The sequence below is a fragment of the Planosporangium spinosum genome (genome assembly GCF_049999945.1).
Lineage (GTDB): Bacteria > Actinomycetota > Actinomycetes > Mycobacteriales > Micromonosporaceae > Planosporangium > Planosporangium spinosum.
Window position 1 is genome coordinate 227,971 of the sequence record NZ_JBLYUB010000004.1, and the last position, 19,429, is coordinate 247,399.

General features: G+C 73.2%; 15 protein-coding genes. 10 read left to right on the forward strand and 5 right to left on the reverse strand.

The window, feature by feature from the left end; all coding sequences use genetic code 11:
- Nucleotides 1–17 precede the first annotated feature (17 nt).
- Nucleotides 18–803, reverse strand: a complete 786-nt coding sequence (locus ACNTMW_RS07780) for an SAM hydrolase/SAM-dependent halogenase family protein (protein ID WP_426632726.1) — start codon at nucleotides 801–803, stop codon at nucleotides 18–20.
- Nucleotides 804–1,001: 198 nt separating this feature from the next.
- On the opposite strand from ACNTMW_RS07780, the gene ACNTMW_RS07785 reads away from it, so the two are divergent.
- Nucleotides 1,002–3,059 (forward strand): transglycosylase domain-containing protein, encoded by a 2,058-nt coding sequence (locus tag ACNTMW_RS07785; RefSeq protein ID WP_426632727.1) that lies wholly within the window; start codon nucleotides 1,002–1,004, stop codon nucleotides 3,057–3,059.
- Between the two features lie 91 nt (nucleotides 3,060–3,150).
- Here the strand turns inward: ACNTMW_RS07785 and ACNTMW_RS07790 are convergent, their stop codons facing one another.
- Together ACNTMW_RS07790 and ACNTMW_RS07795 are read right to left on the reverse strand one after the other, a co-directional pair.
- Nucleotides 3,151–4,062, reverse strand: a complete 912-nt coding sequence (locus ACNTMW_RS07790; protein WP_426632728.1) for an LLM class F420-dependent oxidoreductase — start codon at nucleotides 4,060–4,062, stop codon at nucleotides 3,151–3,153.
- A gap of 63 nt (nucleotides 4,063–4,125) precedes the next feature.
- Nucleotides 4,126–8,751: an ATP-dependent helicase gene (locus tag ACNTMW_RS07795; protein ID WP_426632729.1), complete on the reverse strand. Its 4,626-nt coding sequence runs from the start codon at nucleotides 8,749–8,751 to the stop codon at nucleotides 4,126–4,128.
- Between the two features lie 107 nt (nucleotides 8,752–8,858).
- Between ACNTMW_RS07795 and ACNTMW_RS07800 the strand changes: the two genes are divergently transcribed.
- Both ACNTMW_RS07800 and ACNTMW_RS07805 read left to right on the forward strand, forming a co-directional pair.
- On the forward strand, nucleotides 8,859–9,569 hold the full coding sequence (locus tag ACNTMW_RS07800) for a DUF4231 domain-containing protein (protein ID WP_426632730.1): 711 nt from the start codon (nucleotides 8,859–8,861) through the stop codon (nucleotides 9,567–9,569).
- A gap of 219 nt (nucleotides 9,570–9,788) precedes the next feature.
- Nucleotides 9,789–10,457, forward strand: a complete 669-nt coding sequence (locus ACNTMW_RS07805) for a DUF4240 domain-containing protein (protein WP_426632731.1) — start codon at nucleotides 9,789–9,791, stop codon at nucleotides 10,455–10,457.
- Here ACNTMW_RS07805 and ACNTMW_RS07810 read toward each other — a convergent pair.
- Nucleotides 10,432–11,244: a helix-turn-helix domain-containing protein gene (locus ACNTMW_RS07810; protein ID WP_426632732.1), complete on the reverse strand. Its 813-nt coding sequence runs from the start codon at nucleotides 11,242–11,244 to the stop codon at nucleotides 10,432–10,434. The genes ACNTMW_RS07805 and ACNTMW_RS07810 overlap by 26 nt on opposite strands.
- Nucleotides 11,241–12,482, reverse strand: coding sequence for a bifunctional pyridoxamine 5'-phosphate oxidase family protein/GNAT family N-acetyltransferase (locus tag ACNTMW_RS07815; protein WP_426632733.1), 1,242 nt, complete (start codon nucleotides 12,480–12,482; stop codon nucleotides 11,241–11,243). Before ACNTMW_RS07815 ends, ACNTMW_RS07810 begins: the two co-directional genes overlap by 4 nt.
- A gap of 37 nt (nucleotides 12,483–12,519) precedes the next feature.
- On the opposite strand from ACNTMW_RS07815, the gene ACNTMW_RS07820 reads away from it, so the two are divergent.
- The 7 genes from ACNTMW_RS07820 (at nucleotide 12,520) to recA (ending at nucleotide 19,421) form a co-directional block, all read left to right on the forward strand.
- Nucleotides 12,520–13,839 carry an aminotransferase class I/II-fold pyridoxal phosphate-dependent enzyme gene (locus ACNTMW_RS07820; protein WP_426632734.1) on the forward strand — a complete coding sequence of 440 codons (1,320 nt, stop codon included), beginning with the start codon at nucleotides 12,520–12,522 and terminating at the stop codon, nucleotides 13,837–13,839.
- Between the two features lie 70 nt (nucleotides 13,840–13,909).
- The gene (locus tag ACNTMW_RS07825) at nucleotides 13,910–14,584 is read left to right on the forward strand and encodes a UdgX family uracil-DNA binding protein (protein ID WP_426632735.1); all 675 of its coding nucleotides are present in this window, start codon (nucleotides 13,910–13,912) and stop codon (nucleotides 14,582–14,584) included.
- A gap of 45 nt (nucleotides 14,585–14,629) precedes the next feature.
- Entirely contained in the window at nucleotides 14,630–15,400 is a 771-nt protein-coding gene (locus tag ACNTMW_RS07830) for a hypothetical protein (RefSeq protein WP_426632736.1), read from the forward strand.
- Between the two features lie 71 nt (nucleotides 15,401–15,471).
- Nucleotides 15,472–16,614: an acyl-CoA dehydrogenase family protein gene (locus ACNTMW_RS07835; protein WP_426632737.1), complete on the forward strand. Its 1,143-nt coding sequence runs from the start codon at nucleotides 15,472–15,474 to the stop codon at nucleotides 16,612–16,614.
- Nucleotides 16,611–17,930 (forward strand): MFS transporter, encoded by a 1,320-nt coding sequence (locus ACNTMW_RS07840; RefSeq protein ID WP_426632738.1) that lies wholly within the window; start codon nucleotides 16,611–16,613, stop codon nucleotides 17,928–17,930. Before ACNTMW_RS07835 ends, ACNTMW_RS07840 begins: the two co-directional genes overlap by 4 nt.
- 3 nt (nucleotides 17,931–17,933) lie before the next feature.
- On the forward strand, nucleotides 17,934–18,134 hold the full coding sequence (locus ACNTMW_RS07845) for a DUF3046 domain-containing protein (RefSeq protein ID WP_426632739.1): 201 nt from the start codon (nucleotides 17,934–17,936) through the stop codon (nucleotides 18,132–18,134).
- Between the two features lie 240 nt (nucleotides 18,135–18,374).
- The gene (recA, locus tag ACNTMW_RS07850) at nucleotides 18,375–19,421 is read left to right on the forward strand and encodes a recombinase RecA (protein ID WP_426632740.1); all 1,047 of its coding nucleotides are present in this window, start codon (nucleotides 18,375–18,377) and stop codon (nucleotides 19,419–19,421) included.
- Nucleotides 19,422–19,429: the final 8 nt, after the last annotated feature.

Consider the following 19,429-nt stretch of genomic DNA (forward strand, 5'->3'; position numbering starts at 1 on the left):
GGGAGCGCAGTGGGATCTCACGCGTCCGTGATGTGGACGACGTCCCCCGGCGCCACCGCCAGCGCCACCACGGCCCGACCGCCGTTGATGGCGACGGCGACCCGGTCGGCCGAGTCCACGTAGACCACCAGCGCTCCCGGCTCCGCGTCGCCGAACGTGGTGACCCGCCGGGCGCCGACCCCGCTGACCCGCAGCCGCTCGCCGAGGTGGTCCAGGGCGTCCCCGGACGCCGCCAGCTGCACGTTGCCGAACCGGTCGACGGTCGTCACCTCGGCCTCCAGCCAGCCGTCCCCGACCACGACCACCGGCTGCGGCAGCCGTACCAGCGTCGCCGGGTCCAGCGCGGTACCGGCCTCGGCGAGGTCGGCGCCCGCCGCCAGCCGGGCGGCCACCGGTGCGAACACGTCCCGGCCGTGGAACGTGGGGGAGACGGGCGCGGCGAACCAGGCGGCGTTATCGAGCACGACCGCGCGCCGGATGCCGCCCAGCGCGTCGGCCGCGGCCGGCAGCAGGCCGTTGTCCGGGCCGACCAGCAGGCCCCGCTCGGCCTCGAGCGCCACCCCACGGCGGGTGGTGCCGACCCCGGGGTCGACCACGGCCACATGGACCGCGGGCGGCAGATGGGGCACGGTCTGGGCGAGGACGGCGGACCCGCGGGCGACGTCCGCCGGCGGAACCTGGTGGGTCACGTCGATGACCCGTACCTGCGGCGCGAGCCGGGCGATCACCCCGTGGCACGCCGCCACGAAGCCGTCCGACAGGCCGTAGTCGGTGGTGAGGCTGATCCACTCGTACCCGGGCATGGATTCGAGACTATCCGCCGTATCAGCCGGTCCGGGCGCGGTGCGCGACGCCGGTGACCAACCTGGGAACAGGCTCTGAATCATCCTTGAGGTTGCCAACAGTCTTGTGCCCCGACGGGTGTGGACCTCGGCTGGCGGTAGCGCGGGCTCGTGCTGGGGTATTGGATCTTCAAAATTCTTACGGCGATCACGAACGCGATGCTGGTGGGACTCATCCTGGCGTGCGCGATGCTCCCCGCGGCGCTGGGGGCCGGGTACGTGCTCCAGGCGACATACGAGTCGTACGACAGGCTGCCGCAGAACCTGCGCACACCGCCGCCCGCCCAGACGTCGTACCTGTACGCGAACGACGGCAAGACCCTGATCACCGCGTTCTACGAGGAGTACCGCACCGACGTCAAACTGGCCGACATCGCCCCCGTCATGCAGAAGGCGATCGTCGCGGCCGAGGACAGAAGCTTCTACGAGCACGGTGGCGTGGACCTGAAGGGCGTGCTCCGGGCACTGGTCGCCAACCGGGGGAGCGGCCGCGTCACCCAGGGGGCGTCCACCCTGACCATGCAGTACGTCCGGAACGTCCTCAAGACCGACGTGACCCTGACGGAGGAGCAGCGCCGACTGGCGACCGTCGAGACCCCCGAGCGCAAGGTGCAGGAGATCCGGTACGCCCTGCAACTGGAGCGGAAGCTGTCCAAACAGGAGATTCTGAACCGGTACCTGAACATCACGTACTTCGGTGCCGGCGCCTACGGCATCGAGTCGGCCAGTCAGACGTACTTCTCCAAGCCGGCCAAGGAGCTGACACTGCCCGAGGCGGCGATGATCGCGGGTATCGTGCAGTCGCCGGAGGTCGACAACCCCATCGACGGTAACCGCAACCTGGCGCTGTCGCGCCGGGCCTACGTGCTGGACGCGCTGGCCGGGATGAAGGTCATCACCCACGCCGCGGCCGAGAAGGCGAAGGCGCAGCCGTTGAATCTGCGCCCGACCCCGGCACCGCCCAACAAGTGCGTCAACGTCACACCCGAACACAACGACTGGGGCTTCTTCTGCGACTACTTCCACCAGTGGTGGCGGACGCAGCAGGCGTTCGGCGCCTCGAGCGCGCTGCGCGAGCGCAACCTCAAGCGAGGTGGGTACCGGATCGTCAGCTCGCTCGACCCGGGCATCCAGACCAGTGCCATGCGGGAGTCACTGGCGGTCTACCCGTACGGCAATCCGCGGTCGCTGCCGCTGGCCGTGGTCCAGCCCGGCACCGGGCGGGTGCTCGCCATGGCGGTCAACCGCTACTACAGCCTCGCGCCGAACCCCGACAACGCCCCCTATCCGAACACCGTCAACCAGTTCGTCGGCGGTGACGACAACCTGGCCGGCTACCAGGCGGGGTCGACGTTCAAGATGTTCACCATGCTCGCGGCACTCGACGACGGGAAGCCGTTGTCCACCCTGTTCAACGCGCCCAGCCCGCTGGTGACCCACTGGCCCGGCGGTGGTGGTGCCGTCTGCGGTGGCCGCTACTGCCCGCCCAACGCGAACCCCGGATGGATGAACGGCCCCCGAACGATGTGGGACGGGTTCGGGCGTTCGGTCAACACCTACTGGGTCTGGCTGGAGGAGCAGATCGGTGTGGAAAAGGCGGTCGCGATGGCCAAGAAGATCGGTATTCAGTTCCGCACCCCGCTGGATGCCGAGCTGGCCGGGCCGCGCATCAACGAGTGGGGCGCCTTCACCCTCGGCGTGTCCCAGACCACGCCGGTGGACCTGGCCAACGCGTACGCGACGGTGGCCGCCGAGGGCATGTACTGCCCGGCGCTGCCGGTGCTGTCGATCACCACGTCGGACGGGCGGAGCCTGCCCCAGGGCACCCCGTCGTGCCAGCGGGCATTCAGCGAGGACGTCGCCCGGGCGGCGACGGACGCGGCGCGCTGCCCGATCGGACAGCAGTCGTTCTACGGCAAGTGCAACGGCGGTACCGCGGACAACATCTCGGCGGTCCTCGGCCGGCCGGTCGCGGGTAAGACCGGTACCTCCGACGGCGCCAGTACCGAGAGCTTCGCAGCCTTCACTCCGCAGATCGCCGCCGCGGCCACCGCGGTGAACCCCGACAACCCCAACGACGCCGTCGGCGATGGCGTGTCCGGATCGGTGAACCTGGCGGTCGCGAACACCATGGTGGACGCGCTGCGCAATCAGCCAGTCAGGGACTTCAACCGGCCCAGCGCGGCCATCGCGGGTCTGGGTACCCCGACGCAGTAGCCAGCGGTGACCCTGGACACCCGGCGGCGCCACCGGCCGCCGGGTGTCCGTGCGATCGGCCCGGCCGGGCTCGCCCGGGCCGTGGCCGGGCTCACGCGAGCTGCGGTGCGACCTTCGATGCGATCACGTCGAGGTGGTCGAGGTCGGACAGGTCGAGGATCTGCAGGAACAGCCGGACCGCACCGGCCTGGGCGAACTGCCCGATCTGGTCGACCACCTGGTCCGGCGTGCCGTACAGCGGCGGCGTCCGGCCGATCGCCTCGGCCCGCTTGCGCGCCTCCGCCTCGGTGCGCCCGACCGCGATGGTCTGCGCGGCCGAGAAGACCGGCGGGGCGGCGCGGCCGGCGCGTTCGCAGGCCTCGGTGACCCGCTGGTACATCTGCGCGGTCTCGTCCAGCGGGGCGAACGGCACGTTGAACTCGTCGGCGAACCGGGCCGCGAGTTCCGGGGTGCGCCGCGGACCGCGCCCGCCGATGATCACCGGTGGGTGGGGGCGCTGTACCGGCTTGGGTAGCGCGGGCGAGTCCTCGACCCGGTAATGGGTGCCCTGGAAGGTGAAACGCTCGCCGACCGGCGTGGTCCACAGCCCGGTGATGATCTCCAGCTGCTCCGCCAGCCGGTCGAAGCGCTCCTTGACCGGCGGGAACGGGATGCCGTACGCCTTGTGCTCCGCTTCGAACCAGCCGGTGCCCAGACCCAGCTCGATCCGACCGCCACTCATCTGGTCGACCTGCGCGGCGCTGATCGCGAGGACCCCCGGGTAGCGGAACGTCGCCGAGGTCACCAGGGTCCCGAGCTTGATCCGGGACGTCTGCACGGCCAGCGCCCCGAGCGTCACCCAGGAGTCGGTGGGGCCGGGCAGCCCGTCCGCATCACCCATGACGAGGTAGTGGTCGGAGCGGAAGAACGCGTCGAACTCCAGTTCCTCGGCGTGCCGGGCGACCCGGAGCTGGTCGTCGTACGACGCGCCCTGCTGAGGCTCGATGAAGGTAACCAGTCGCATCGTTCCACCCTGTCACAGGAGACGCCCATGATCACCTTTCCCGTGCGGCGCCCGGTGGGGCGGTCACGGGGAGGAGCGCAGCCGCAGGCCGCGCGGGGTGGCCCGGAAGCCGGCCGCCGCCAGCGCGTCACCCAGCGGCGAGGCGTGGATGCCCCCACCGTCGGCCCGCTCCACCGACAGGGCACCCAGCGCCCCGGCGTGCACCGCCGCGGCCAGCGCCTTCGCCGCCGCTGCCAGCCGCTGCGGGTCGTCGACGAACGACAGCAGAGTGCGCCCGCCGCGCTCCACGTACAGCGCCAGCTCACCGCCGACGAGCACCACCAGCGCCCCGGCCTTGCGCCCCGGCCGATGACCCGTACCGGCGCGATCGCCGGCATCGACGACCCGCTCCGGCCACGGCAGCGCCGCCCCGTACGGGCTGGCCGGGTCGGTCGCGGCGAGCACCAGCGCGTCCCCGTCGTCGCCGTCGCCGACCGCCCGCAGCCGGTCCACCGCTCCCGGCAGCGCGAACTGCGCCGCCCCGAGCCCCTCGACGAAGTACCCGCGCCGCGCGGCACCGCGCTCCTCCAGCGCGGCGAGGACCGGGTAGACCCCGGCGAAGCCGCCCGGCACGCCCTCGGCCGCCACCGCGCCCCGGGTCACCACGCCGTGCCGTTCCAGCAGCGCGTCCGCGGCCGCCGCGGCACGGCGGGTCGGGTCGGTGTCCCGCTCGGGCAGCCGGTACCACCGGCCGGCCGCGGTCGGCGGGCCGGCCCGCAGCACCGACAGCGACGCCGGCCGGCCGGGTCGCCGGTACCGGGAGCGGGGCGCGGCCGGCCGGGACCGGTGCACCCCGCCGCCGCCCAGCCGGGACCGCAGCGGCGCGAGGGTGTCGTTGGCGATCTGCCCGGCCCAGACCAGGTCCCAGACGGCGGCGAGCAGGTCGTCGTCGGGTACCCCGGGGACGCGGTCGGCCAGCGACCGGAAGAACAGCGCCTGGCCGCCGTCGAGCGCGTCGAGCACCGCCTCGTGCACCGGCGACGAGGGGCCTTGCGGGTCCGGCGGCGCGAGCAGCAGCGGCGCGGTGTCGGCGAACGCGAGGCTGACCCAACCGTCGCCGCCCGGGATCGCGCCGGCACCGGCCCAGACGACCTCACCGGCCGCGCACAGTTCGTCGAGGTAGGCCGGCGAGTAGTCGCGCACCCGCGCCGGCAGCACCAGCCGCTCCAGCGCCGAGGCCGGCACGGCGACGCCCTGCAGTTGCTCGACCGCCGCGGCGACCGCCTCGATGCCACGCGCGTCCCCGCCGACCTGCTGCCACCGGGGCAGGAACCGGGCGAGGGCGCGCGGCGGCACCGGCTCGATCTCGCGGCGCAGCGCGGCCAGCGACCGCCGGCGCAGCAGGCGCAGCACCTCCGCGTCGCACCACTCCGAACCGGCCCCGGCCGGGGAGAACTCGCCGGAGACCACCCGACCGGCCGCCGCGAGCCGTTTGAGCGCCTGCTCCACCACGAACACGCCGAGCCCGAACCGCGCGGCGCAGGTCGCCGCGGTGAACGGGCCGTGGGTGCGCGCGTACCGGGCGACGAGGTCGCCGAGCGGGTCGGCGACCGGTTCGAGGTAGGCCAGCGGCAGCCCGACCGGCAGCGCGGCGCCGAGCGCGTCGCGGACCCGGCCGGCGTCCTCGACAGCCAGCCAGCGCTCCGCGCCGGCGATGCGTATCCGGATCGCCCGCCGCGCGGCCTCCAGTTCGGCCAGCCACTCCGGCCGGGCCCCGCGCTCGGCCGCCTCGGCGGCGGTCAGGTCGCCGAGGATGCGCAGCAGCTCCGCGGTGTCCTCGGCGTCGCGCGGCACCCGCTCGCCGGACAGCCATTGCAGCCGGCGCTCGGTCTCGGCGACCACGGCCGGGTCGAGGAGGTCGCGCAGCTCGACCCGGCCGAGCAGCTCGCCCAGCATGGTCGTGTCCAGTGCGAGGGCGGCGGCCCGTCGCTCGGCCAGCGGCGCGTCGCCCTCGTAGAGGAACGCCCCGACGTAGCCGAACAGCAGCGACCGCGCGAACGGCGACGGGCGTGGCGTCTCGACCTCGACCACGCGCACCTTGCGCGCGCTGACCTGCCGCATCACCTCCACCAGGCCGGGAACGTCGAAGACGTCCTGCAGGCACTCGCGGGCCGCTTCGAGGGTGATCGGGAAGTCGGCGTATTCGCGTGCCACGTCGAGCAGCTGCGCCGAGCGCTGCCGCTGCTGCCACAGCGGCTGGCGGCGGCGCGGGTCGCGGCGCGGCAGCAGCAGCGCCCGGGCGGCGCACTCACGGAATCGGGCGGCGAACATCGCCGAGGTGCCGACGGTCTCCTCGACGATCTGCGCGATCTCCTCGGGGTCGAAGGTGATCAGGTCGGCGCCGGGCGGCTCGGCGCCCGGACCGGCCTGCGCACCCTCTCCGGGCAGCCCGGACCAGCCGTCGACGACGTCGGGCAGGCGGACCACGATGCCGTCGTCGCTGGGCAGGACCTGGCCGTCGACGCCGTACCGCTCGGCCAGGCGGCGGCCGATCGCCAGTGCCCAGGGCGCGTTGACCCGAGCCCCGAGGACACAGTGGACGGCGAGCCGCCAGTCGCCCAGCTCGTCGCGGAAACGTTCGACGACCACGGTGCGGTCGTCGGGCAGGTGCCGGGTGGCCGCACGCTGCTCGCCGAGGTAGGCCAGCAGGTTACCGGCGGCCCACTCGTCGAGACCGCCCGCGCGCAGCCGGGGCGTGGCCGCCTCGTCACCGAGTCGGGTCAGCTCCCGCAGCCGGGCGCCGATCGCCCGGCCCAGCTCGACCGGACGACCGGGCGAGTCGCCCTTCCAGAACGGCATGCGCGCCGCCGCGCCGGGGGCCGGCGAGACGAGCACCCGGTCCGGCGTGATGTCCTCGATGCGCCAGGAGGTCGAGCCGAGCAGGAAGACGTCGCCGACGCGCGACTCGTACACCATCTCCTCGTCGAGCTCGCCGACCCGCTTTCCCTTCCCCGCCTCGGCGCCGGCGAGGAACACGCCGAACATCCCCCGGTCGGGGATGGTGCCGCCGCTGGTCACCGCGAGCCGCTGGGCACCCGGCCGGCCGGTGAGCAGGTCGGTGGTGCGGTCCCAGACCAGGCGGGGGCGCAGCTCGGCGAAGGCGGTCGACGGGTACCGCCCCGAGAGCATGTCGAGCACCCCGGTGAACGCCGACTCCGGCAGCTCGGCGAACGGCGCGGCGCGGCGTACCACCGCAGCGAGGTCCGGCACCGACCAGGGCTCCATCGCCACCATCGCGACGACGTGCTGGGCGAGCACGTCGAGCGGGTTGCGCGGGTACCGCAGCTCCTCGATGGCACCCGCGGTCATGCGCTCACTGACGACGGCGCAGGAGAGCAGGTCACCGCGGTGCTTGGGGAACACGACGCCGCGCGACACCGCACCGACCTGGTGGCCGGCGCGGCCGATGCGCTGGAGGCCGGCGGCGACGCTCGGCGGGGACTCGATCTGTACCACCAGGTCGACCGAGCCCATGTCGATGCCCAGTTCGAGACTGGACGTGGCCACGACGGCCGGCAGCCGCCCCGACTTGAGCGCCTCCTCGATCTGGCGGCGCTCCTCGCGGGAGACGCTGCCGTGGTGGGCGCGGGCGATGACCGGCGGTGCGCCGGTGGCCATGCCGGACTGCGCCATGATCTCCGCCGGCATCCGGCCGGCAGGCGGGATCTCCGCCGGCATCCGGCCCGGCGGCCGGCTCTCCGCCGGCATCCCGCCGGGCGGTGCCGGTGTCTCGCCGTGCCGCTGCGCGGCCAGCTCGTTGAGGCGCGCGCACAGCCGCTCGGCGCTCCGCCGCGAGTTGGTGAACACGATCGTGGAGCGGTGCGCCTCGATCAGATCGCACACGCGCTCCTCCACGGCCGGCCAGATCGATGCCCGGCGCGGTCCGTCGGGGTCGTCCTCGTCGGCGGCCTCGTCGAGGCGGGTCATGTCCTCCACCGGGACCTCGACGCTCACCTCGATCGTCTTGGTCGTAGGCGGCGCGACGACCTCGACGGGTGCGGCGCCGCCCAGGAAGCGCGCGGTCTCCTCGACCGGGCGGACCGTCGCCGACAGCCCGATCCGCTGCGCCGGCCGCTCCAGCAGGGCGTCCAGCCGCTCCAGCGACAGCGCCAGGTGCGCGCCCCGCTTGGTCGAGCAGACGGCGTGCACCTCGTCGACGATGACCGTCTCGACGCCGCGCAGGGACTCCCGTGCGGCCGAGGTGAGCAGCAGGAACAGCGACTCGGGCGTGGTGATGAGGACGTCCGGGGGGCGGCGGCCGAACGCGCGCCGCTCGTCGGCCGGGGTGTCGCCGGTGCGCATGCCGACGGTGATGTCCGGCGGTTCGAGCCCGAGCCGGGCGGCGGCCTGGCGGATGCCGGCCAGCGGGGTGCGCAGGTTGCGCTCGACGTCCACCGCGAGTGCCTTGAGCGGGCTGACGTAGAGCACCCGGCACCGGCGGGCCGGATCGGCCGGCGGCGCGGCGGCCAGCCGGTCGAGCGACCACAGGAACGCGGCGAGGGTCTTACCCGATCCGGTGGGCGCGACGACCAGTGCGTGCCGGCCGGCGGAGATCGTCCGCCAGGCGCCCTCCTGGGCCGCGGTGGGCGCGGCGAAGGCGGTCTCGAACCAGGCCCGGGTCGCCGGCCCGAACCTGTCCAGCACGGTCATGGCCCCCATCCTGCCTCGCGGGTACGACGTTTTGCCGCCGGCTGCGTCGGATAGGCGACTCTCCGCGGGGAGCCCGCGAGGGCGCCCGGCTGGCTACAGTCCGCTGTGTGACGGACCTCTCGACCCGACCGGAGCAGCCGTCCCCGGCGGAGCCGGGGGACGACCCGCCGAAGCGGCGGCGCGACGTCGACCTCTATCTCACCGAGTTCCCGCTGTTGACCTGGTCGCGTAGCGAGATCCGGCACAGCCTCGACGAGCTGTACGCCTGGGGTGAGCGCCTGGCGACCGACGCCATCGGATGGTACCTGGCCGAGAAGCGGGCCAAGGCGCGCTGGTCGCGGGCGCTGCGCACGGCCGCCGTGGTCCTGGCCACGGCCGGCGCGGCCGTCCCGGTCGCCGCGCTCGCCGCCGGCCGGCCCACCGCCGGCAACTGGGGCTTCCTGCTGCTGGCGCTCGCCGGCGGGTGCGTCGCGTACGACCGGTCGTTCGGGTACTCGTCGTCCTGGCAGCGCTACATGGCCACCGCGACGTCGCTGCGGGCCCAACTGATCGAGTACCAGGCGGGGTGGGCCAAGGAGATGGTCGCGATGGCCGGGCGGGAGCCCGACCGCACCGACGCGGTCCGGCTGATCGACTTCGTGCGTACCTTCGCCTGGAACGTCAGCGACACGGTCCGCAGCGAGACCGAGGCCTGGTTGGTCGAGTTCCACACCCGGCTCACCGAGCTGGAGTCGCGGTTGCAGCAGGCCGAGGGCGGTCTGCCCCGGCGCGCCGGGGCGCCCGGCGCGGCACTGCCCGGCCCGACGCCGTCACCCTGAGCCCGTGCCCGGCCCCGGCGGCCCACGCCCTGGTCATGATCGTGGAAATTCGTCCGTGTCCCAGCACGGAGGAATCTCCGTGATCATGGAGGTCGTGAGGGGGGCGGTGGTGGCGAGCGCGCCGTGTGACCGTCATCGGACGGTGCGTATCGTCAACCGAACGGCCGACTATCAATAAACGATCATTGGGCTGGCCGCCGCGTCACCGTTCAACGGCGTATGTCAGGCTTCCGTCCCGTGGAGATGGACGCGTTCTGGGACCTCATCGAGCGGTCCTGGCGGCACACCGCCGATCCGGACCGGCGGTTGGAGTGGCTCACCGCTCAGCTCACCCGACTGTCGCCGGCCGAGATCGTGGAGTTCCAGGTCTGGCTGGACCGGCTGCACCGGTGGGCCGACAGCTGGCGGATGTGGGGCGCGGCCTACCAGCTCTGTGACGGGCTGTGCTCTGAGGACGGTTTCTGGTACTTCCAGGCGTGGCTGGTCGGGCAGGGCCGGGACGCGTTCGAGCGGGTGGTCGCCGACCCCGACGCGCTGGCCGACCTGCCGGCGGTGCGCCGGCTCGCCGGCCGTCCCGTCGAGACCTGGTCGGACGCGGAGTGGCCGGAGTGGGAGTGCCTGGACTACGTCGCCCGCCGGGCGTACGGGCAGGTGACCGGCGAGGAGGACGGATTCGAGGAGGCGCTGGAGGCGCGCGGCCACGATCCCTCGCTCTCCGCCGAGCCCGCCGGCGAGCGCTGGGACTTCGAGGACGCCGCGGAGGTGGCCCGGCGGTTCCCCCGATTGGGTGAAATGTTTCCGCTCAGCCCGCTCGCCGACCGTGGTTGCAAGGCCACCGAGGGCGGGCCCGACGAGGACGCCGTCAGGCAGTTGGCAGGGGAGCGGTAGCGCGCAGCGCCGTGGCCGTGGCGGGGTCGGCCGGGAAGAACGACTCGATCGCCAGTTCGGCCACGGTGATGTCCAGCGGTGTGCCGAAGGTGGCGACGGTACTGACGAAGGCCAGCTCGCCGCCGGAGTGCCGGACCCGCAGCGGTACGACGACGTCGCCCGGCCCCGGCAGTTCGACCTCCGGCTCGGGCTGGTCGCACGGGTACCCGCGCAGTTCGTCGTACAGGTCCGCCAGGACCGGGTCGGCGGTGCTGCCGACCTGGCGGCGCAGCCGGCCGAGCAGGTGGGCACGCCATTCGCCGAGGTTCACGATGCGCGGAGCCAGGCCGTCGGGGTGCAGGCTGACCCGCAGCACGTTGACCGGCGGGTCGAGCAGCGCCGCGGCCACCCCGGTCAGCAGCAGGCCCAGCGTGGCGTTGGCGTCCACCAGGTTCCAGTGCCGGTCGACCACGACCGCCGGGTACGGTTCGTGCGCGGTCAGGACCAGGCGCACGGCGCCACGTATCGCCGACATTCGCGGCGCGTCCAGCGTGGTCTCGGCGTACACCGGCGCATAGCCGGCGGCCAGCAGCAGGTCGTTGCGGTCCCGTAGCGGCACGTCGAGCTCGTCGGCCAGGCGCAGGACCATGTCCCGGCTGGGCCGCGACCGTCCGGTCTCCACGAAGCTCAGGTGCCGGGTGGAGATGTCGGCCTGGATGGACAGTTCCAGCTGGCTGAGGCGGCGCCGCTCGCGCCACCGGCGCAGCAGCTCACCGACCGGCCGCCGGGGTGTCCGTACCGTCGTCATCGGCGCTCCCTCGTGGAGATCCGGTCCGACAGCCGTTGCCGGACGGCGGGCCACTGGTCCGCGGTCATCGCGTACAGCACGGTGTCGCGCCACGAGCCGTCGGGGCGCTGCCGGTGCCGGCGCAGGACGCCCTCGCGGGCCGCGCCGAGCCGCTCGATCGCCCGCTGCGAGCGCTCGTTGCGGATGTCGGTGTGCCACTCGACGCGCTCGGCGCCCAACTCCTCGAACGCCCGGGTCAGCAGCAGCAGCTTGGACTCGGTGTTGACGCCGGTGCGCCACCACGCGCGGCCGATGAAGGTGTGCCCGATCGCCACCGCGCGGTGAACGGGGTCGACGGCGTAGAACGAGGTGGTGCCGATGACCGCCCCGGTCGCGGTGTCCCGCTGGACCCACGGCACCCGGCCGCCGGCGTGCGCCGTCGCCAGCGCGCCCGCGACGTACGCCGCCATCTCATCCCGGTCGGCCGGGCGGCGGTGCGTCAACCAGCTCCACACCTCGTCGTCGGCGGTGGCCGCGAACAGGCCGTCCACGTGGGACCCGTCGAGCGGTTCGAGCGTGACGTACCGGCCGCGCATGACCGCCGGCTGCAGCCACGGCGAGCGGGCCGGCCGCAGGTAGGCCGGGACGGGCGCGGTCACGCCGGCATCGGGCTCGGGCACGCCCGGCGTCAGGCGCAGCGGCACCACCCCGGCCCAGTACGGCAGCGCGTGGTCCGCCGGCTCGTCGATGACGCCGCCGGTGCGTACCTTCGCCGACACCTCGCGCAGGGGCAGCGCCAGCACCGCCGTCCGGGCCAGTTCCTTGTCGGTCGGCGGCCGGCTGTCGCCCGCCCGGCCGGCGCCGACCTTGTCGACCATGGCGGTGAGGATCCGTCGCTGGTCGGCCTCGTCGGTGACCAGTCGCGCGACCCCGTGCGCGACCACCGAGCGGTAGTTGGCCGAGTGGTCGAACTGCGAGCGGGCGTACACCAGTCCGTCGAGGAGGGTCACCGTGACGCAGACCGGCAGGCCGTCGGGGCCCCGGGCGGCCAGCAGCGGGCGGCTGCCGGTCGATCCGTGCAGGTACAGCGTGTCGCCGATGCGGACGTGCAGGGTGGGCAGGACCCGTGGTTCGCCGTCCACCACGAAGCCGAGGTGGCACACGTACGCCTCGTCGAGGATCGGGTGGACGGTGTCGGCGTCGTAGACCACGCGGTCACGGTCGCGCAGTGCCGTCGTCCGAGGGGTCTTCGGATACATTGCGCGTCCTCCTTTGTGCTAGTACAATCTTGAAGCTGTGCCAGTACATTATCAGGTCACTGGATCAACGTCGGCGGAGATCTCCGCCAGCGTCGAGACGGGCGTGCGTGACGGCGAACTGGCCGCGGGTGCGGTGCTCCCGCCGGTCCGCGGCCTCGCCGCGACGCTCGGTGTCAGCCCCGCCACCGTCGCCGCCGCGTACCGCACGCTGCGCGAGCGCGGCGTGGTCTCCACCGCCGGGCGGGCCGGCACCCGGGTCCGGGCCCGGCCACCGCTGCAACCCCGGCAGGCCCGGCGGCTGCCCGTGCCGTCGGGCACGCTCGACCTGTCCACGGGCGACCCGGATCCGCGCCTGCTGCCGCACCTCGGCGACGCGCTGCGCCGGCTCGGCGGCGACCCGGTCGGGTACGCGGCCGCCGGCCCGCTGCCCGACCTGCTCGACCTGGCCCGCGAGCGGCTCGCCCCGGTCCGGCCGCCCGCGCTGACCCTCACCGGCGGCGCCCTCGACGCCGTCGAACGCGTCCTGACCGCCCACCTGCGGCCGGGTGACCGGGTCGCGGTCGAGGACCCGGGGTGGGCCAACCTGCTCGACCTGGTCGCCGCGCTCGGGCTCACCCCGGTGCCCGTCGGAGTCGACGACGACGGACCCACCGAGGCGGGGCTGCGCGCCGCCCTGGCCGGCGGTGCGCGCGCCGTCATCGTGACCGCCCGGGCGCAGAACCCCACCGGCGCCGCCGTCAGCCGGGCCCGGGCGGCCACGCTGCGCGCGCTGCTGCGCGGGCACCGCGACGTCCTGGTGATCGAGGACGACCACGCCGCCGAACTGTCCCCGGTGCCGCTGCACCCGCTGGTCGGATCGACCGGTTCCTGGGCCTTCATCCGGTCGGTGTCCAAACCGTACGGTCCCGACCTGCGGTTGGCCATGGTCGGCGGGGACGAGGTGACCGTCGCACGGGTCGAGGGGCGGATGCGGCTCGGCAGCGGTTGGGTGTCGACCGTGCTCCAGCGCCTGGTTCTCGACCTGTGGCAGGACCCGGCCGTACCCGACCTGGTGCGCGCGGCGGCCGACAGCTACGCCGCCCGGCGCCAGGCCCTGCTGGCGGCGCTGCGCGCGCGGGGCGTACCGGCCTGCGGCCGCACCGGCATCAACGTGTGGGTACCGGTCGTCGACGAGACGGCGGCGCTGGCCCGGCTGCGCGACGAGGGGTACGCGGTGGCGCCCGGCTCGCTGTTCCGCATCGGGGCGCCGCCCGGGTTGCGGATCACCATCAGCCCGCTGGAGCCGGGGCAGGTGCCGGCGCTCGCCGACGCGGTCGCGCGGGCGGTCGGCCCTGGCCCGACCACCTGGTCGGCCTAGCCGCCATCGTCGAAGGAGCCCCCGACGCCGGGATGGCATAGCGGTCGCCGCCCAGGGGTACAGCCGAGGAATGGCCGACACCGTTCCGACCGCCGCGCCGTTCGTGCCCGCGACCGGCGACCTCGACCGGCTGCGCGCGGCCGCGCAGGGCTGCCGGGGCTGCGACCTGTACCGGGACGCGACGCGGACGGTGTTCGGCGAGGGTCCGCCGGACGCCGAGGTGGTGATGGTCGGCGAGCAGCCCGGCGACATGGAGGACCGGGAGGGCAGGCCGTTCGTCGGCCCCGCCGGCAAGCTGCTCGACCGGGCGATCGCTGAGGCCGGGCTGGACCGGTCGCGTACCTACGTCACCAACGCCGTCAAGCACTTCAAGCACAAGCCGGCCGCGCCGGGTAGGCGGCGCATCCACGAAAGCCCCAACCGTACCGAGATCATGGCCTGCCGTCCGTGGTTGGTCGCGGAGTTCGGCCTGCTGCACCCGCGCGCCGTGGTGGCCCTCGGCGCGGTCGCGGCCAAGGGTCTGCTCGGCCCGTCCTTCCGGGTGACGCAGCAGCGGGGGATTCCCATGCCGTGGCCGGAGTCGGCCTACCACCCCGAGGACTTCGCCGGAGAGGCGCACGACGACGCGTTCGTGCTCGCCACCATCCACCCCTCGGCGGTGCTGCGCGCCGACGACCGCGACGCGGCCTACCGGGGGCTCGTCGACGATCTGCGAAAAGCGTCCGAGCGCCTGGTGAAGGCGTAGCGTCCGGGCGTTACGATCCGCCTCGTGATGATCGGGGACGGATCGATGAGGCTTCGTACGGGGCTGGCCGCGCTCGCGCTCGCCGGATGCGCCCTGCTGGCGGCCGGTTGCAAGGCCGGCGGCACGGCAGGCCCGGCCACGTCGGCATCGAGCGGCGCGGTGGCGGCCACGCCGGCGGCGGCGCACGCCGCGGACGAGGTGGTCGCGGCGGCGGACAAGCTGCGCACCACCAGCTACACGTTCACGATCACCGGAGCCGGGCTCACCATGCAGGGGGCTGCCGACCCGCCGAACAGGACCCTCACGATGGATGCCGTGATGTCGATCAAGGCCATCATGGTGGACGGACAGATCTACCTGAAGTTCCCCAAGGACATGCCCGGTGCCGGCGCCTTCGGCGGTGGCGACACGTGGCTGCACCTGGACGCTTCGAAGTTCGCCGCCAGCAGGCTGGGCATCCAGCAACTCGGCGACCCGGGCGGCGTCTACGACACCGTCAGGACGGCCACCGCCGTGGAGAAGGTCGCCGACAAGCACTACAGGGGCACGCTGGACTATACGAAGACGCCCGCGTTCGCGGCCAACTCCACGTTGCGGTCGACCCTGGGTGACTCGGCGAAGGCCGTACCCTTCGAGGCGACCGTCGGCGACGACGGCTTCCTTTCCACCCTGGACACCACCACGACCGTCAACGGCACCGAGGTCACGCAGCACATGACGTTCTCCGGCTTCGGTACGAAGGTGACGGTTGCCAAGCCGGCGCCCGCCGAGGTCACCGAGGCGCCGGAGCGCATCTACGGCCTGCTGGGGGCCTGACCCACGCGACAATCCGGCCGGCCCGCGTCGCCCGCCACGGGCCGGCCGCTTCTCTCCACCGGACGGAACGCATGCACCAGCACCTGTACGAAGCCGACCACGAAGAGTTCCGGCAGCTCTGCCGGCAGTTCCTGGCCCGCGAGGCGGCACCGCACCACGACGAGTGGGAACGGGCCGGCATCGTGGACCGCGACGTCTGGCGCAAGGCCGGGGCCGCCGGGCTGCTCGGCATGGACGTCGACCCCGAGTACGGCGGGGGCGGCCAGCGCGACTTCCGGTACAACGCGGTGCTGGACGAGGAGATCACCGCGGCGGGGCTGACCGGCCTCGGGTTCGGGCTGCACAACGACGTCGTCGCGCCCTACCTGACCGGGCTGACCACGCCCGACCAACGCAAGCGCTGGCTGCCCGGCTTCTGCTCCGGAGAGCTGATCACGGCGATCGCGATGACCGAGCCGGGCGCCGGCTCCGACCTGGCGGGCGTGCGCACCACCGCGGTGCGCGACGGCGACGGGTATGTCCTCACCGGCCAGAAGACGTTCATCACCAACGGCGAGCACGCCGACCTGGTCATCGTCGTGGCGAAGACCGATCCGGCGCGGGGCGCGCACGGCGTGAGCCTGATCGCCGTCGAACGGGGCGCGCCCGGCTTCACCCGCGGACGCCGGCTGGAAAAGGTGGGTCTTTCGGGCAACGACACCGCGGAACTGTTCTTCGACGACTGCCGGGTGCCGGTCGACAACCTCATCGGTACCGAGAACAGCGGCTTCTACCACCTCATGGCCAACCTGCCGCGGGAGCGGCTGAGTATCGCCGTGGCGGCGGTGGCCGCGTCCGAGCGGATGCTGGCGCTGACCGTGGACTACACGCGGGAGCGGCAGGCGTTCGGCCGCCCGATCGGCGAGTTCCAGCACAGCCGGTTCGTCCTGGCAGAGCTGGACACCGAGGTCACGATCGCCCGCACGTTCGTCAACCACTGCGTCGCCGAGTACAACGCCGGCCGGCTGACCGCCGTCGACGCGGCCAAGGCCAAGTGGTGGACCACCGAGTTGCAGAACAAGGTCGCCGACCGCTGCGTGCAACTGCACGGCGGATACGGGTACATGCGGGAGTACCCGATCGCCAAGGCGTGGCTGGACAGCCGGGTCCAGACGATCTACGGCGGGACCACCGAGATCATGAAGGAGATCATCGGGCGGTCGCTCGGCCGGTGAGCACAGACGTCTCAAGGATCCAACGCCGCACCCTGTCGCTGCTGTTCGTGGCCCAGATCGTGGGCGGCAGCGGGGTGGCGATGGGCATCGCGGTCGGCGCGCTGCTCGCCGCGGCGATGGGCGGCGCCGGGGTGTCCGGCCTCGCCGCCAGCGCCAGCGTCGTCGGAGGTGCGCTGCTCGCGGTGCCCGCCACCCGGCTCATCCGCAGCCGGGGCCGCCGGCCGGGACTCGTCTTCGGGTACGCCTGCGGCGTGTCCGGGGCGCTGGCCGTGGTGACGGCCGCGGCGATCGGTTCGGTGGCGCTGCTGTTCGCCGGGATGGCCCTGTTCGGCGGCGGCAGCGCGGCCAACCTGCAGGCCCGGTACGCCGCCGTGGACCTCGCCGAACCCGGTCACCGCGCCCGGCACCTGTCGTTGATCGTCTGGGCCAGCACCCTCGGTTCGGTGGCCGGGCCGAACCTCGCCCCGCTCGCCGACCGGTACGCCCACCGGTCCGGCCTGCCCGCGTACACCGGGCCGTTCGTGGTCAGCGCCGTCGCGTTCACCGTCGTCGCGCTCGCGATAGCCGCCGCGCTCCGGCCGGACCCGCTGCTGGTGGCGCGCGGGTCGGGCCGTGGCGCTGCGCCGGCCTCGCCGGTCCCGCCGACACCGCCGGCCTCGCCGGTCCCGCCGGCACCGCCGGCCTCGCCGGTCCCGCCGACACCGCCCGCGGCCGGCCTGCGGGAGGCGGTGCGCGCGGTCCGGTCGGTCCCGGAGGCGCGGCTCGGCATCTCGGCTGTCGCGGTCGGGCACCTGGTCATGGTCGGCGTCATGTCGATGACCCCGGTGCACATCGGTGGGTACGTCCACGGTGACGTGCTCCGCGTGGTCGGTGTCGTACTGAGCCTGCACATCGGCGGTATGTACGCGTTGTCGCCCCTGGTGGGCTGGCTGACCGACCGGCTCGGCCGGCGTCCGGTGATCCTCGGGGGCCTCGCCGTCCTGCTCGTGGCGTGCGCGGTCGCCGGCACGGCGGGGCACCACACGCCCCGGCTCGGGGTGGGGCTGACGCTGCTCGGCATCGGCTGGTCGGGCACCATGATCGCGGGCTCGACGTTACTTTCGGAGTCGGTGGGTACGGTGGTCCGACCGGCCGTACAGGGCCTGTCGGACCTGGTGATGGGGCTGTCCGGGGCCTTCGCCGGCGCCGTGTCCGGGCTCGTCGTGTCCTGGTCGGGGTACCCGACCCTGACCCTGTTGTCGGCCATCGCGGCGGTGCCGCTGGTGGCCCTGGCGCTGCGGCCCGTACCGGCGGTGGCGATATCGGAAAGGAACTAGAGAGTGCGGCTGACCGACTTCTGGGAGCGGCTCGAGCAGACCTTCGGGCCCGGCTACGCGCGCAGCATCGCCCACGACCAGGTGCTGTCGCAGCTGGGTGGTCGCACGATCGAGCAGGCGCTCGCCGCGGGCGAGCAGACCGTCGCGGTCTGGCGGGCCGTCGTCGCGGCCTACCCCGACCGGGTACCGCCCAAGCTCCGCTGACCGGCTGTCTCCTGTTTCGTCCCGTATGTCGGGAAAATTTCGCTGACCGTGCAGGTTCCGCCTGGGTGTCGCTCCTTGTCTCGAACACGTGTACGGGTATTGTCGCCAACGGCACGGACCGGACTGTGCTGACTGCTACGGCCTGCCGACGCGTTTTTGTCGGACCCAGCGCCTAGCGTGTCCGGAGTGACGAAGCGACCGACCGCATCCGCGAAGACGGCCAATACAGGGGTGACAAACATGGCAGGCATGCCAGACCGCGAGAAGGCGCTGGGCCTTGCCCTGGCGCAGATCGACAAGCAATTCGGTAAGGGCTCGGTTATGCGACTGGGTGAGCGGCCGGTCACCCAGACGCAGGTGATCCCGACCGGCTCGATCGCCCTCGACGTGGCGCTGGGCATCGGTGGCCTGCCGCGTGGCCGGGTCATCGAGGTCTACGGCCCGGAGTCCAGCGGTAAGACCACCGTGGCGCTGCATGCGATCGCCAATGCGCAGCGTGAGGGTGGCATCGCGGCGTTCATCGACGCCGAGCACGCGCTCGACCCCGAGTACGCGCGGGCGCTGGGCGTCGACACCGACGCGCTGCTGGTGTCTCAGCCCGACACCGGTGAGCAGGCCCTCGAGATCACCGACATGCTGGTGCGCTCCGGCGCGCTGGACATCATCGTCATCGACTCGGTCGCCGCGCTCGTGCCGCGCGCCGAGATCGAGGGTGAGATGGGCGACAGCCACGTCGGTCTCCAGGCCCGCCTGATGAGCCAGGCGCTGCGGAAGATCACCGGTGCCCTCAACAACTCCGGCACCACCGCGATCTTCATCAACCAGCTGCGCGAGAAGATCGGTGTCATGTTCGGCAGCCCGGAGACCACCACCGGTGGTCGGGCGCTGAAGTTCTACGCCTCGGTGCGGCTGGACGTGCGCCGGATCGAGAGCCTGAAGGACGGCACCGAGGTCGTCGGCAACCGGACCCGGGTCAAGGTCGTCAAGAACAAGGTGGCCTCGCCGTTCAAGCAGGCCGAGTTCGACATCATGTACGGCAAGGGCATCTCCCGCGAGGGCTCGCTGATCGACGTCGGCGTCGAGCAGAACATCATCCGCAAGTCCGGCGCCTGGTACACGTACGAGGGCGACCAGCTCGGCCAGGGCAAGGAGAACGCCCGCAACTTCCTCAAGGAGAACCCGGACGTCGCGGCCGAGATCGAGAAGAAGATCAAGGAGAAGCTCGGCGTCGGAGTGGCAACGGCCGACGCGGCCGGCGCCCCCGTCGACGTCTCGGTGGACTTCTGAGTCCCGCC

What these genes read in the sequence shown, in the direction of transcription:
- ACNTMW_RS07790 (WP_426632728.1), bottom strand. Translation starts at nt 4,062, where the DNA reads ATGCGACTGGTTACCTTCATCGAGCCTCAGCAGGGCGCGTCGTACGAC.
- ACNTMW_RS07815 (WP_426632733.1), bottom strand. Translation starts at nt 12,482, where the DNA reads ATGTATCCGAAGACCCCTCGGACGACGGCACTGCGCGACCGTGACCGC.
- ACNTMW_RS07795 (WP_426632729.1), bottom strand. Translation starts at nt 8,751, where the DNA reads ATGACCGTGCTGGACAGGTTCGGGCCGGCGACCCGGGCCTGGTTCGAG.
- recA (WP_426632740.1), top strand. Translation starts at nt 18,375, where the DNA reads ATGGCAGGCATGCCAGACCGCGAGAAGGCGCTGGGCCTTGCCCTGGCG.
- ACNTMW_RS07810 (WP_426632732.1), bottom strand. Translation starts at nt 11,244, where the DNA reads ATGACGACGGTACGGACACCCCGGCGGCCGGTCGGTGAGCTGCTGCGC.
- ACNTMW_RS07835 (WP_426632737.1), top strand. Translation starts at nt 15,472, where the DNA reads ATGCACCAGCACCTGTACGAAGCCGACCACGAAGAGTTCCGGCAGCTC.
- ACNTMW_RS07785 (WP_426632727.1), top strand. Translation starts at nt 1,002, where the DNA reads ATGCTGGTGGGACTCATCCTGGCGTGCGCGATGCTCCCCGCGGCGCTG.
- ACNTMW_RS07780 (WP_426632726.1), bottom strand. Translation starts at nt 803, where the DNA reads ATGCCCGGGTACGAGTGGATCAGCCTCACCACCGACTACGGCCTGTCG.
- ACNTMW_RS07825 (WP_426632735.1), top strand. Translation starts at nt 13,910, where the DNA reads ATGGCCGACACCGTTCCGACCGCCGCGCCGTTCGTGCCCGCGACCGGC.
- ACNTMW_RS07805 (WP_426632731.1), top strand. Translation starts at nt 9,789, where the DNA reads ATGTCAGGCTTCCGTCCCGTGGAGATGGACGCGTTCTGGGACCTCATC.
- ACNTMW_RS07830 (WP_426632736.1), top strand. Translation starts at nt 14,630, where the DNA reads ATGAGGCTTCGTACGGGGCTGGCCGCGCTCGCGCTCGCCGGATGCGCC.